We start from the raw sequence: 14,126 nt of genomic DNA, 5'->3' as shown, positions 1-14,126 counted from the left end.
GCGCAAAAATATAATCGCTTCTCGGCATCTAATTCATTTTAGGAGTGAATCGTGCGGGGACGACTGTCCAGAAGCGCTGCAGGCGCGGCCGTTCTTGCAGCACTATTAACAATCGGTGGATGCGCAAGCACGGGCAAAATCGCGCCGCAGGATTCCCTCACGGACGCGGCGACGCTCGATGCCGGCAGCGCCATTCGCGCCGCCAACGCAGACGCCCAATGGCCCGCCGAGCAATGGTGGCGCGCCTATCGCGACCCGCAACTCGACGCGTGGATCGCACGCGCGACCGCCGGCAGCCCCACGCTCGCGATGGCCGCGGCGCGCGTGCGCGAAGCGCAGCAACAGGCGGGCGTCGCGCACTCCGAGTTGCTGCCGCACGTCGACGGCTCGATGAGCATCGCTCGCAAGAACTGGCCCAACAACGATTTCTACGGCCCGGGCACGTACGCCGACACGACCACCTGGGACAACACCGCGGGCCTGTCGCTGTCGTACAACCTCGATCTCTGGCATCGCGACGACAACAACGCCGAGCGCGCACTGGACGTCGCACACGTTCGGGCCGCCGATGCCCGCGCCGCGCAACTCGAACTAGAAACGAACGTCGTGCGCGCGTATATCGGCTTTTCGCAGTCGTTCGCGCTGCTCGATATCGCGGAGCAGACGCTCGCGCAGCAGGAGCGCATCGCGGATCTCGCGCGGCGACGTTTGAAAGGCGGGCTCGGCACGCAGCTCGAAGTCAGCCAGGCCGAAGCGCCCTTGCCCGAGTACGAACGTCAGGTCGATGTCTACAAGGAAGAGATCCAACTGGCGCGCAACCAGTTGGCGGCGCTCGCCGGCGACGGCCCCGGCGCGGGCGAAGCGCTCACGCGTCCCGACCTGTCGCTCGCCACGCCGCTCCCCCTGCCCTCCGCGCTGCCGGCGGAACTCGTCGGACATCGGCCGGATATCGTCGCGGCGCGCTGGATGGTGGCCGCGCAAGCGCGTGGCATCGATGTCGCGAAGGCCGGGTTCTATCCGAACATCAATCTCGCTGCGTCGCTGACGCAGGCGTTCGCGGGCGGCGCGCTGCTCTCGTTCCTGACGCGCGACGCATCGGGCTACAGCTTCGGCCCCGCGATCTCGCTGCCGATCTTCGAAGGCGGACGCCTGCGCGCGCAGCTCGGCGCGGCATCGGCGCAATACGATCAGGCCGTCGATCATTACAACGCGACGCTCGTCGCCGCGCTCAAGGACATCGCCGATCAGGTCGTGCGCGTGCATTCGCTCGATACGCAGCTCGAAGCGTCGGGCCGCTCCGTCGCCGCCGCGCGCAAGAACTACGTTCTCGCGAACGAAGGCTACAAGCGCGGCCTCACCGATTATCTGAACGTGCTGATCGCGCAGACGCAATTGCTCAAGGCGCAGGACGGCGAGGCGCGCGTGCGCGCGCAACGCCTCGCGTCCTACGCGACGTTGACGTCGGCGCTCGGCGGCGGCATCGACGATCCGTCGAACGGGCCGCAGCAGACCGCGCTCGCGCCGTCGAAGCATATCGGGCCGTCCAGCAAGGCACGGGATTGAGCATGTCGACGCCCGCTTCTCTCATCGGACGACAGCCGCTCAAGGAGGTCGTGCTCGACTGGGCGCGCACCGACGGCCTCGCGTGGATCTACATCTTCAAGGCGGTGCTCGCGGCGCTGCTGTCGCTGTGGATCGCGATGCGCCTCGACATGGCGCAGCCGCGCACCGCGATGACCACCGTGTTCGTCGTGATGCAGCCTCAAAGCGGCATGGTGCTCGCAAAGAGCTTCTATCGTTTCTGCGGAACGATGGTCGGTCTCGTCGTGATGATGATCTTCATCAGCCTGTTCTCTCAGCAGCCGGTGCTGTTCCTCTCGGCGACGGCGCTGTGGGTCGGCGTCTGCACGGCGGGCGCGGCGCGCAATCGCAACTTCCGCTCGTACGGCTTCGTGCTCGCCGGTTACACGGCCGCGCTGATCGGCATTCCGGCGGCGCAGCATCCGGAGGCCGCGTATCTGTCGGCGCTCACGCGCGTCGGCGAAGTGACGCTCGGCATCGTGTGTTCCGGCGCGGTGAGCGCGCTCGTCTTTCCGCAGCACGCGGGCGAGCAGGTTCGCACGACGGTGCGCCGCCGCTTCGCGCAGTTCGTCGATTACGTGTGCCGCGCGCTGTCGGGCAACATGGAACGCGCGCAGATCGAGCGAACCAATCTCGCGTTCGTGTCGGATATCGTCGGCTTCGAGGCCGCGCGCAGCGTCGCCGTGTTCGAGAATCCCGAATCGCGGATGCGCGGCGGGCGGCTCGCACGTCTCAACAGCGAGTTCATGAGCGCGTCGACGCGCTTTCACGCGCTGCATCAGTTGATGAACCGGCTGCGCGAGAACGCATCGGCGACGACGATCGCCGCGCTGGAGCCGTTCTTTCGCGAAGTGCCGCCGCTCTTCTCGGTATCGGGCGAACCGGTGAAGAATGCCGCCGATGCCGCGCACGCCGCCGCGCAACTGCGCGACTACAAGGCCGCATTGCCCCGGCGCGTGCGCGCGACGCGTGCCGCGCTCGAAGCGGATCCGGACTTCGCGCAACTGGAGTTCGATACCGCGACGGAACTGCTGTATCGCTTCGTCGACGACATGCTCGCCTATGCCGAAACGTATGCGTCGCTGAGCTCGCCGTCGCACGAACGCGAGCGCTGGATCGCGCGCTACGTGCCGAAGACGAACCTGCTCGCCGCGGCGATTTCGGGCCTGCGCGGCGCGATCGTGATGTTCGTCCTGTCCGCGTTCTGGATCGCGACGGCGTGGCCGAGCGGCGGCACGATGGTGCTCAACGCGGCGGCCGTGTGCGCGCTCGCGTCGTCGTCGCCGCGTCCGACGCTCATGTCCGCGCAAATGGCGCTCGGCACGATGCTCGCGGCCGTCGCCGGGATGATCGTCGTGTTCGGCGTGTTTCCGCATATCGAGGGCTTCGCGATGATGTGCGCCGCGCTCGCGCCCGCGCTTTTGCTCGGCGCGTATCTGAGCACGCGGCGCGCGCTCGCCGGCGTGGGCATCGGCTATTGCATCTTCTTCTGCTTTCTCGCGGGGCCGGACAATCTCGTGCACTACGATCCGACCGGCTATATGAACGATGCCCTCGCGCTCGTGCTGTCGATGATCGTCGCGGCGGTCGCCTTCGCCGTCCTGCTGCCGACCGATGCGCCGTGGCTGCGGCGTCTCCTGCTCGGCGATCTGCGGCGCGAAGTCGTGAGCGCGCGCCATGGACGTCTCACGCGTCTCACGACGCACTTCGAAAGCCGCACGCGCGATCTGCTCGCGCAAATCAACGCGCTCGCGACCGGACGTCCCGACTTGCAGCGCGATGCGTTGCAATGGCTCTTCGCCGTGCTCGAATTCGGCAACGCGGTGATCGATCTGCGACGCGAGATCGCAGGGCTGTCGAACGCGCCGCAGTACGCGGCGTCGATGCCGTGGCGCCGCTCGATCGACGCGACGCTCGACGCCATCGCGCGCCTTTTCGATCGCCCGAATGCGCAGCGCTTCGACGCCACGCTCGCCGCGACCGAACGCGCGATCGACGATACGCGGAATGTGCTCGCGCGGTTCGATCTGCCGCGCGAGGAAAAGCATCGGCTGCAGCGCATCGCCAGTCATCTTCATTTTGTCCGGACCGCGCTGCTCGATCACGAATCGCCGTTCGCGCCCTTCGTGCACGGTGCGCCGGTTCGGAAACACACGCCAGAAGGAGCGGACCATGTTCCCGCGTAACGTCGCGATCCTCGAAGCCTATGTGCCGACGATCCTGCTGCTCTTCATCGCCGGCGCGATGATCACATGGGTCGTCGACCGCGCGCTCGCGCTGACGGGCCTTTATCGCGTGGTCTGGCATCCGGCGCTGTTTCGCGCGAGTCTGCTCGTCTGCATTTGCGGGACGCTCGGGCTCATCGCGTATCGCTGAATCGACATCACCTTCATACAAGCTGAAAAAGAGTTCGCATCATGATTCTCAGGAAAATCATCGGGCTGGTTTTGACGATCGCCATTTTCGCGGTCGCGCTCGTCATCGGGCGCGTGCTGTGGGTGCATTACATGGACGAGCCGTGGACGCGCGATGGCCGCGTGCGCGCGGATGTCGTCAACGTGGCGCCGGACGTGTCGGGCGCGGTCGTGCAGTTGCCGGTTCGTGACAATCAGTTCGTGAAGAAGGGCGATCTGCTGATGGAGATCGATCCGTCGCATTACCGGATCGCGGTCGAGCAGGCGCAGGCGAACGTCACCGCGCGCGCGGCCGAATTGCGCATGCGCCGTGCGGACGCCGCGCGCCGCGCCGACATGGACAGCCTCGTCGTATCGAAGGAAGCGCGCGAAAACGCGATGCAGACCGCATCGACCGCCGAAGCGCAGTTGCAGCAGGCGCAGGCCGCGCTCGATGCCGCGAAGCTCAATCTCGAACGCACCAAAGTGTTCTCGCCGGTCGACGGCTACGTCACCAACCTGAACGTGTTTCGCGGCGACTACGCGACGGCGGGCGCCGCCAAGCTCGCGATCGTCGACAGTCATTCATTCTGGGTCTATGGATACTTCGAGGAAACGAAGCTGCCGCATGTGCGTGTCGGCGACAAGGCATCGATTCGCCTGATGAGCGGCGGCGAGCTGAAGGGGCACGTCGAGAGCATTTCGCGCGGCATCTATGATCGCGACAATCCGCAAAGCCGCGAGCTGCTCGCCGACGTGAACCCGACGTTCAACTGGGTGCGGCTCGCGCAGCGCGTGCCGGTGCGCGTGCATATCGATGAAGTGCCGGATGGGGTGCTGCTGAGTGCGGGGACGACGGCGACGGTGATCGTCACGCCGTCGATGTGACCTAAAAAAAGCCCGCTCCCGGGACCACTCCCGAAGCGGGCTTGTCACATCCGGCAAACCGAAGCCTTACTTCAACACCACCTTCACATCGAAATACTTCTGCGCGAAGCGATCGATCGTCCCGTCGTCCTTCAGCTCCTTCAGCGCGCGATTGAGCGCATCTTTGAGCGCCTTGTCGTTCTTGCGCACACCGAAGCCGACGCCCGAACCCAGCAGCTTGTCATCCGCCACGGCCGGGCCAGCGAACGCGAAGCCCGCGCCCTGCGGCTGCTTCAGAAAGCCCTTCGACGCCGCTTCGGCATCCTGGAACGCCGCATCGAGACGGCCCGACGCCAGATCGGCATAAATCTGGTCCTGCGCCTGATACGACTCGACATCGATGCCCGCCGTCGCCCACTTCGCCTTCGCGTAGGTTTCCTGGATCGAGCCCTGCAGCACGCCGACGCGTTTGCCCTTCAAACCGTCGACCGTGGGCTGAATCGCGCTGCCCTTCTTCGCGATCAGCTGATTCGGGATCGTGTAGATCGGATCGGTGAAGTCGATGGCGAGCTTGCGCTTGTCGGTGATCGTCATGTCCGAGTTGATGCCGTCGAACTTGCGCGCCTGCAACGCGGGAATGAGACCGTCGAACGAATTCTCGACCCACACGCACTTCATCTTCAGCTTCGCGCACACCGCGTTGCCGATGTCGATATCGAAGCCCTGCAGCTCGCCGCTCGGCGACTTCGATTCGAACGGGGCGTAAGACGCTTCGACGCCGAAGCGCAGTTGCTTCATGTCATCGGCCGCTTGCGCGTTCGACGTGACGACGGCGGCGCCCAGCACCGCCAGCGCGGCGAGCTTGCGACCGATCAGATGCGATTTCTTCAACTTCCATCTCCTTCCATTGCGGTTCGATACAGGTGTGATGATCCGACACCGGGGCGCGATTGTAGCGCGCACCCGCGGTGCGTCGGATAAACATCGGGAAGTGAATCGATGAACCGTTGCCGGTCAATCGAGAGAGGCGAGCGTCGAATCGGTCGTATCGACGACCATCAAGCCGGCGCGCAGGCCCGGCTTGACCTTCGGATTCGGAAACACGATGCGCTCTTCGTCGTGCGACACGCGATAACGATAATCGCCGTCGCGCGCGAGCTCGGTGCCGGCGGCGAACGCGGTGAAGTTGGGCACGTCGCTCGCCACGTTCAGCACGAATTGCTCGCTCTGCTTGTCGATTTGCGCGACGACCGTGAACACGCGCAGCGGCGCGCTTTCCTTCGCCGCCTCGCCCGCAATCAGGCGACGCAACGCCGCATCCGATGCGGCAAAACGCGCGAGATCGTTCTGACCGAACGGGCGCACCTTGCCGAGTTCGAGCGTGCAGGCGAGCGCCCCCGCGTGCTGCGCAGTGAAGTGCGTGAACGTGTTGCCCTTCTCGCGATGCAGGAGCACCGCCTGCAGACGCGCATCGCGCAGCCAGTCGAACATCGCGCGGGCGAGCGGCGCGCCGGTGTGCGGCAGTAACGCGAACTGCTCGAACACCGACGCGCGAATCGCCGTATGCATGTCGATGTGCCATTTCCGATGCGTGACGCCATCGAAGAACTTCAACGCGGCGTCTTCCAGTTCAGCGGCGCGCGGTGCTTCGCGGCTGTCGCGCAAATCCGCATGACGGCTGCTGAACAGGCGATTCAGGTCGTCGTCGAGATAGCGGTCGGCGGCACGCATCGCGTCGATGTTGCCGAGGATCACGAGCATGCGCGCGACGAGCGGCGCGCGGCCGTTCGCGATATCCGCGACAAGCGAGCACAGCATTTCGATCGGCGCGGTTTCGTCGCCGTGAATGCCCGCCGACGCGAGCACGCTATGCGTCGGTTCTGTCGCGGGTTCCAGCAGCAACACGCCCTCGCCCTGCCAGGTCCAGCGCACGCCCGAAGGCGCGACGCCCTGTGCGACGGAAGGGCGCCCGCCGTTGAGCGTGAAGGCGAGGAAGTCTTCGAGCAAGGACGAATCAGCGCTGAAAGTCATAGACGGCACCGAGTCCGAGGATGGTCGTCAGTTCGTCGAGCGCGCCGCGCGATTCGGCGAGCAGTTTCGGATCGGCGAGATCGGCGGGCGCGAGGCGATCGCGGTAATGCCTGTCGATCCACGCGTCGAGTTGCGTGAAAAGCGCGTCGTTCATCCACACGCGCGGGTTCACCGCGGCGCGCTCGGCGTCATTCAGCACGACGCGCAGACGCAAACAAGCCGGCCCGCCGCCGTTCTTCATGCTTTCGCGCAGATCGAAGACGAGCACTTCGTCGATCGGCGTCTTGCGGCCGCCGAGGGAATCGAGATACGCCGCCACGCGCGCGTTCTCGCGGCATTCCTGCGGCACGACGAGCACTTGCCTGCCGTCCTCGCGCGACAACAACTGGCTATTGAAGAGATACGACGAAACCGCATCCTCGACGCTCACTTCGCTGTCCGGCACTTCGAGCGCGTGAAACGGCGTGCCTTGCGCGCCGAGCTTCTCGCGTAGCTCGTCGTAGACCTTGTGCTGATCGACGAACGCGCGCTCATGGCAAAAGAGCGTCGTGCGATTGCCGACCGCGATGACGTCGTTGTGGAACACGCCCGCATCGATCACATCGGGCGATTGCTGCGCGAACACGGTCGCATCGGCGGATAAACCGTGCAGGCGCGCGACCGCGCGGCTCGCTTCGAGCGTCTGACGCGCGGGATAGCGCTGCGGCTGCGAACCCTGGCCGTACTCGCTGCGCCCGTACACGAAGAACTCGACGCCCTTCTCGCCGTACTCGCGCGCAAAACGCGTATGGTTCGCCGCGCCTTCGTCGCCGAGCGCGGGCGTGCCGGGCAGCGCGTGATGAATGCGAAAGCGCGCTTCGTCGGCGAAGATCGCGCCAAGCGAGCGGCGCGTTTCGCCATGCTCGATCGCGCGATGCAGCTTGGCCGCGAGATTCGCCGGCGTGAAGTGGACGCGCCCGTCTTTCGTATCCGCGGACGGACTCACGGTCGCCGCATTCGCGGTCCACATCGCCGATGCGGAGCTCGCCGCCGCCAGCAGTTCCGGCGCTTCACGCGCGGCGCGGGCGATCACGCTGGCGTCGTCGCCGGAAAAGCCGACGGCGCGCAACAGCCTGATCGACGGGCGTTCGAGCGGCGGCAACACGCCCTGCCGAAAGCCGAGATCGGCGAGCCGCTTCATCTTGCGCAAGCCCTGCTTCGCGGCGGCCTTCGGATTGGCCACCGACTTCTCGTTGTTGCGCGACGCGACGTTGCCGAACGAGAGTCCCGCGTAGTTGTGCGTCGGGCCGACGAGCCCGTCGAAGTTCGCTTCGGTTGCAAGCATGTTCATTTCCGCCGCTTAGAACGTAAGTCCCGGCGATACGCTCGCCGGCATCTGCAATTGCGCGCTTTCCACCGAGGCCATCGGATACGAGCAATAGTCCGCCGCGTAGTACGCGCTCGGCCGCTGATTGCCCGAACGTCCGATGCCGCCGAACGGCGCCGCCGACGATGCGCCGTTGGTCGGCCGGTTCCAGTTGACGATGCCCGCGCGGATCGTGCGCTGGAAATGCTTCCACGCGGATTCGTCGTCGGCGAGCAGGCCCGCGGACAAGCCGTAAGCGGTGTCGTTCGCGCGCTCGATGGCTTCGTCGAACGTCTTGTAGCGCGTGACCTGCACCATCGGGCCGAAGTGCTCTTCGTCGGGGACGTCGCGCGCGTTCGTCACGTCCAGGATCGCGGGCGAGACAAAGCCGAGATGCGCCGCGCGCTGCTTCATTTCGAGCGCGGGCTTCGCGCCGGCTTCGATCAGACGCGTCTGCGCATCGACGAGACGCGCCGCCGCGCGCGCCGAGATCACGGCGCCCATGTACGGCTGCGGCTCATCGTCGTATTTCCCGACGCGAATGTTCGCGCTCACTTCGATGAAGCGCTGCATGAAGCGCTCGCCGACGGCATCGTCGGGGACGAAGAGACGGCGTGCGCAGGTGCAGCGCTGGCCCGCCGACAGAAACGCCGATTGAATCGCGTGATGCACGGCGGCATCGACATCCTCGACGTTCGCGACGACGAGCGGATTGTTGCCGCCCATCTCCAGTGCGAGCACGATTTCGGGACGTCCGCCGAACTGCTTGTGCAAGAGCGTGCCGGTATCCGAGCTGCCGGTGAAGAAAAGCCCGTCGATCTGCCGATGATTCGCAAGCGCGACGCCCGTGTCCTTTTCGCCTTGCACGAGATTGAGCACGCCTTCGGGCAAGCCAGCCTGAATCCACAGCGCGACGGTTGCGGCCGCGACGCCGGGCGCGAGTTCGGACGGCTTGAACACGACCGTATTGCCCGCGATGAGCGCCGGCACGATATGTCCGTTCGGCAGATGCCCCGGAAAGTTGTACGGCCCGAACACGGCGACGACGCCATGCGGACGATGCCGCAGCACCGCGACGCCATCGGCCATCGGCGCGCGCTTTTCGCCGGTGCGCTCGTGATACGCCTGCACGGAGATATCGACCTTCGCGGCCATCGACGCCACTTCCGTGCGCGCTTCCCACAGCGGCTTGCCGGTTTCGCGGCCGATCGCGTTTGCGAGCGCTTCCTTGTTCTCGTTGAGCAAGGCGGCGAAGCGTTTGGCGACCGCGACGCGCTCGTCGAACGACAGCGCCGACCACGACGCGAACGCGCGCCGCGCCGACGACACCGCGCGATCCACGTCTTGCGCGGATGCGCTCTTGCCCTGCCACACGGTTTCATCGGTGCCGGGATTGCGCGATGCAAACGCCGCGCCCTTGCCGTCCTGCCACTCACCGCCGATATACAACTGGTTCGAAATATCCATGTCGTGTCTCATTTACTTGGCGCGCGGATGAGAAGTCAGCACGCGCACCTGATCGCCTTCCTTCACGCGCAACGCCGCGGCTTCTTCCGCCGTCAGCAGGAACGCGCCGTCCTCGACCGCGCCCGTCGTCGCGCCGCAGCGGAAATCTTCGAGCAAGGTGTTCGATACGAGGCTTCTGGCATCGCTGCCCGTGTCGCTTCGATCGCCGATACGCACGCTCGCGATCACGCTCTCGCGCACCGTGCGCAAGTCCGCGATGTGGCATTCGAGCACCGGACCGGCATCGAAGATATCGACGTGATTCTCGTAACGCAGCCCTTCCGCCTCGAGCATCTTGCGTGCGGGCGCGGTGTCCCTGTGCGTGACGCCGACCGCCTGTTGCGCGGTCTCCGGCAGCAAGTCCAGATACACCGGATAGCGCGGCATCAGTTCGGCGACGAACGACTTCTTGCCGTGCGAGCTCAGGTAATCCGCTTCGTTGAAATCGATCTGATAGAAATGCGAGCCGACCGCGTTCCAGAACGGCGACTCGCCGTTTTCGTCGAAGTGGCCGCGCAATTCCGCGCACAAACGCTGCGGAAAGCGATCCGCGAACTGCGCGATGAACATGAAGCGCGAGCGCGACAACAGGCCGCCCACGCCCGCCGTGCGATAGCGCGGGCTGAGAAAGAGCGAACAGACTTCCGCATAACCCGTCAGATCGTGCGAGATATTGAGCAGCGACATGCGTGTCCACACGCGCATGTCCTGGCTCGCGTGCACGACCGTCGATACGCGATAGTTGTAGAACGGCTGCTCCAGCCCGACTTCCGTTTCGATGCCGCACACGCCCGCGACATCGCCGGTCGCGGTGTCTTCCATCACGAAGAAATAGCCTGCTTCGAAGGCTTGCGCTTCACCGGTCAGCGTGCGGCGCGCGCGTTCGACGCGTGCCGCGAGCGCGCCGCGATCCGGCTTGAACGTGGTGAGGCCCGGGCCCGTTTCCTGGGCGAGCGCGACGAGCGCGTCGACATCGCCCGGCTGCGTGCATCGCACGACGATCATTGCAATTCTCCCGATGCCTGATGCAACGGCACGCAACGCACCGTGTCCTTGTCTTCGACGCCGAGCGCATCGCGCGCCTGTGCGGTCAATTCGGCGCCGTCCGCGCGCGTGCCCGCGAGTCCCGCGACGATGCAACGGAACGCATGCGCGCCGCCCGCCGCGACGAGATACGGCGCGCCGCTTTCGACGGCGGCATCGCGCACGGCGCGCAATTCGCCCGAACTCGCCGACGCGCTTTTGTCGACGGCGATCGTCAGCACCGGACCGGCATCGAAAATATCGACGTAACGATCCGGCTCGAAGCCTTCCTCGAGATGAATCTCGTAGGCGAGCAGCGTGCTTTCGTTCGGCTCGCCGAGCACGCGCTGCGCATCGCCGGGCAGCAGCGGCACATAGAGCGGATAGCTCGGCATCACTTCCGCGATGAACGTGCGGCTGCGTCCGCCCGATTCCGATTCGACCTGTTCGAAGTCGCGGCCGAAGAACTTGCGTCCGACCGCGTCCCAGAACGGCGACGCGCCTGATTCGTCGGTGACGCCCAGCATCAGCGAGAAGACTTCGCTGGAGAAGCGCTTGCGATTCGCCGCGATGTAGATCATGCGTGCGCGCGACAAGAGATGCGCGGCCGCTTCGTTCGCTTCGTCGCGCAACGACGGATCGATATAAAAGCCCGTCAGACGGCTCTTGCCCGTCAGTTCGTGCGACATCGTGAGCGCGTGGATTTTTCGGTTTACCTTGAGTTCGCGCGAGGCGTGAATCAGCGCATCGTTGCGAAACGCGTAGAACGGCTCGGAATACCCCGCCGACGCGACGATGCTCGACGTGCCGAGCAACTTGCCTGTCTGCGAGTCTTCGAGCACGAAGAGATAGAACTCCTCGCCGGGAAATTCCACTTCGGCGCGAAACGAGTCTTCCGAGAGCGCGACGCGCGTTTCGAGCGCGCGCCGGTCGCGCGGCAACGAGTGCAGCACGGGCAGCGCGGCGCGCGCCATGCGTTCGAGCTCGTCGAGATCGGAGAGTCTTGCGGGGCGGACGAAGAGCATCATCGGATTCCGTTGGTCACTTGACCGCAACCGTGCCGACGACCTGCTCGATCGCCTTTTCGATGCGCGCGAAGCCTTCGTCGAGATCGGCCATCGGCATGATGAGCGACGGCGCGAAGCGCAGCACGTTCGGCCCCGCGATCAGCATGATGACGCCGTTCGCGGCCGCCGCGTTGAGCACGTCCTTCGCGCGGTCTTTGTAGCTGTCGTTCAGTTCCGCGCCGATCAGCAGGCCGCGTCCGCGTATCTCCCTGAACATGCCGAAGCGCTCGTTGATGCGCTCCAGATGCGCCTTGATCGCTTTGCTGCGTTCGGCGACACCTTCGAGCAGCTTCGGATCGCTGATGAGTTCGACGACTTTCTCCGCGATCGACGCGCCGAGCGGATTGCCGCCGTAAGTCGTGCCGTGCACGCCGACCTTGAAGTGCGCGGCGATGTCGTTCGTGGTCAGCATCACGCCGATCGGAAAGCCGTTGCCCAGCGCCTTCGCGCTCGTCAGGATGTCCGGCGTCACGCCGTACTGCATGTACGCGTAAAAGGTGCCGGTGCGGCCGACGCCGGTCTGCACTTCATCGAAAATCAGCAGCGCGCCGTGCTTGTCGCAGGCTTCGCGCAAGCCCTTCAAAAACGCGGGATCGGCGGGCAGCACGCCGCCTTCGCCTTGCACCGGCTCGACGATGACCGCGCACGTCTTCGGCCCGATGGCTTCCAGCGCCTTCGGCAAATCGTTGTACGGCAGATGACGGATGCCCGCCGGCTGCGGACCGAAGCCTTCCGCATACTTCGGCTGTCCGCCGACGCTCACCGTGAAGAACGTGCGCCCGTGGAACGACTGGGTGAACGAGATGATTTCGATCTTGTCGTCGCCGTGATTGTCGATTGCGTAACGGCGCGCGAGCTTCAGCGCCGCTTCGTTGGCTTCCGCGCCCGAATTCGCGAAGAACGCGCGGTCGGCGAAGGTGAGATCGGTCAGGCGTTTCGCGAGGCGCAACACCGGCGCGTTCGTGTAACCGTTGCCGATGTGCCAGAGCTTCTCGCCCTGCTCGTGCAGCACTTTCAGCAGTTCCGGATGACCGTGGCCCAGCGCCGTCACCGCGATACCGCCGGCGAAATCGACATAATCGCGGCCTTCGGTGTCCCAGACGCGCGAGCCGCGGCCCCGGTCGGGCACGAAATTGGCCGGCGCGAACACCGGAACCATTACTTCGTCGAACGTACCGCGATTCACATTGATGTCGGTCATGAGCCACTCCTCGGTTTGAGCATTACGTCGATATTAGGCAATCGCCCGCGTTCCGTCTTGCGCGTTCGCGACATGCTTCGATGAGCTTTTCCGCAGATACCGTGCAGCTTCTATGCCGCGCCGGGCGGCTCGATCAGCGCGCCGCCGCGCGGTTCGTCGATCGCGCCGCCGCGCTGCTTTTCGATCCAGTTACGGCGCTCCTCGCGCGGCGTCACGCCGAAACGGTCGCGATACGCATTGGAAAAATGCGCCGCCGATGAAAACCCGCACGCGAGACTGATCTGCACCACCGATTTGCTCGTGCGCTGCAGTTGCGTGCGCGCCTTCGTGAGACGCAGATTGAGGTAATACTTCGACGGCATCGCGCCGAGATACTGACGAAAAAGCCGCTCCAGCTGCCGGCGCGAAATGCCGACGAGATTCGCGATTTCATCGGTGGCGAGCGGGTCTTCGATATTCGCTTCCATCAGTTGAAGCGCGTCGTTCAGGCGCGGATGCCGCTCGCCCGGCGCCGTGACGAACGGAATGCGCTGACGCTCCGTGCCCGCGCGCAAGGTGCCGATGCCGAGCGAATCCGCGATGCGTTCGGCGAGGTCCGGGCCGTGATCGCGCGCGATCATCGCGAGCATGAAATCGATGGCCGCTTGCCCGCCGGAACAAGTAGCGCGATCGCGGTCGATTTCGAAAATCTGCTGGCTGACGATCGCGCGCTCGAACTGCTCGGTGAACTGCTGATACGTTTCCCAGTTCACCGCGACGCGATATTGCGAAAGCTGCCCGGCCATCGCGAGCCACCATACGCCGTGATGAATGCCGGAAACGAGCGGCGTACGCGGCGCGACGCGCGCGAGGCTCGCGAGAAAGAGCCGGTAATCGGCGAACTGCTGATAGCGCTCCGACACGACGATGAGCCAGTCGCAACGCACGGCGTCGTTGAACGCGCAATCGGCGGGAAGCTGTGCGCCGCCCGAAAGCGGCACCGGACGGCCGTCCCACGAACAGATGCGCCATTCGTAGAGACGATGCCCGTCGATTTCATTGGCGAGCGAAAGACTGTCGATGATCGGCCCAATGCCGCTCATCGACACCGGCGGCAGCGCGACGATCGCAAC

General features: G+C 65.2%; 12 protein-coding genes. 4 read left to right on the top strand and 8 right to left on the bottom strand.

Annotated elements, in window-relative coordinates:
• Positions 1-51: 51 nt before the first annotated feature.
• Genes LDZ23_RS05160 through LDZ23_RS05145 form a run of 4 tightly spaced genes read left to right on the top strand, consistent with a single transcriptional unit; the run spans position 52 to position 4,862 of the window.
• Positions 52-1,563, top strand: coding sequence for an efflux transporter outer membrane subunit (locus LDZ23_RS05160; protein ID WP_244807926.1), 1,512 nt, complete (start codon positions 52-54; stop codon positions 1,561-1,563).
• A 2-nt stretch (positions 1,564-1,565) separates the two neighbouring features.
• Complete coding sequence (locus LDZ23_RS05155) at positions 1,566-3,767, top strand: FUSC family protein (protein WP_244807925.1); 2,202 nt, start codon at positions 1,566-1,568, stop codon at positions 3,765-3,767.
• Positions 3,754-3,957 (top strand): DUF1656 domain-containing protein, encoded by a 204-nt coding sequence (locus LDZ23_RS05150; protein WP_008350357.1) that lies wholly within the window; start codon positions 3,754-3,756, stop codon positions 3,955-3,957. The genes LDZ23_RS05155 and LDZ23_RS05150 overlap by 14 nt, the downstream gene beginning before the upstream one ends.
• Positions 3,958-3,998: 41 nt before the next feature.
• A complete protein-coding gene (locus LDZ23_RS05145) occupies positions 3,999-4,862 on the top strand; it encodes an efflux RND transporter periplasmic adaptor subunit (RefSeq protein WP_244807924.1) in 864 nt (287 codons plus the stop codon).
• 66 nt (positions 4,863-4,928) lie between these two features.
• Here the strand turns inward: LDZ23_RS05145 and LDZ23_RS05140 are convergent, their stop codons facing one another.
• The 8 genes from LDZ23_RS05140 to LDZ23_RS05105 all read right to left on the bottom strand — a co-directional run bounded on the left by LDZ23_RS05140 (position 4,929) and on the right by LDZ23_RS05105 (position 14,096).
• A complete protein-coding gene (locus tag LDZ23_RS05140) occupies positions 4,929-5,732 on the bottom strand; it encodes an ABC transporter substrate-binding protein (protein ID WP_244807923.1) in 804 nt (267 codons plus the stop codon).
• Between the two features lie 123 nt (positions 5,733-5,855).
• Complete coding sequence (astE, locus tag LDZ23_RS05135) at positions 5,856-6,872, bottom strand: succinylglutamate desuccinylase (RefSeq protein WP_244807922.1); 1,017 nt, start codon at positions 6,870-6,872, stop codon at positions 5,856-5,858.
• On the bottom strand, positions 6,856-8,196 hold the full coding sequence (gene astB / locus LDZ23_RS05130; protein ID WP_244807921.1) for an N-succinylarginine dihydrolase: 1,341 nt from the start codon (positions 8,194-8,196) through the stop codon (positions 6,856-6,858). Before astB ends, astE begins: the two co-directional genes overlap by 17 nt.
• Positions 8,197-8,211: 15 nt before the next feature.
• Entirely contained in the window at positions 8,212-9,684 is a 1,473-nt protein-coding gene (astD, locus tag LDZ23_RS05125) for a succinylglutamate-semialdehyde dehydrogenase (protein WP_008350362.1), read from the bottom strand.
• Positions 9,685-9,696: 12 nt separating this feature from the next.
• Positions 9,697-10,728: an arginine N-succinyltransferase gene (gene astA, locus LDZ23_RS05120; RefSeq protein WP_244807920.1), complete on the bottom strand. Its 1,032-nt coding sequence runs from the start codon at positions 10,726-10,728 to the stop codon at positions 9,697-9,699.
• The gene (gene aruF / locus LDZ23_RS05115) at positions 10,725-11,771 is read right to left on the bottom strand and encodes an arginine/ornithine succinyltransferase subunit alpha (RefSeq protein ID WP_244808107.1); all 1,047 of its coding nucleotides are present in this window, start codon (positions 11,769-11,771) and stop codon (positions 10,725-10,727) included. Before aruF ends, astA begins: the two co-directional genes overlap by 4 nt.
• Positions 11,772-11,787: 16 nt before the next feature.
• On the bottom strand, positions 11,788-13,014 hold the full coding sequence (locus LDZ23_RS05110) for an aspartate aminotransferase family protein (protein ID WP_034472090.1): 1,227 nt from the start codon (positions 13,012-13,014) through the stop codon (positions 11,788-11,790).
• 110 nt (positions 13,015-13,124) lie between these two features.
• Positions 13,125-14,096 (bottom strand): GlxA family transcriptional regulator, encoded by a 972-nt coding sequence (locus LDZ23_RS05105; protein WP_235366349.1) that lies wholly within the window; start codon positions 14,094-14,096, stop codon positions 13,125-13,127.
• Positions 14,097-14,126 lie beyond the last annotated feature (30 nt).

The organism is Caballeronia zhejiangensis, from assembly GCF_022879815.1.
Lineage (GTDB): Bacteria > Pseudomonadota > Gammaproteobacteria > Burkholderiales > Burkholderiaceae > Caballeronia > Caballeronia zhejiangensis.
This window is presented reverse-complemented; position numbering and strand designations above follow the sequence as displayed.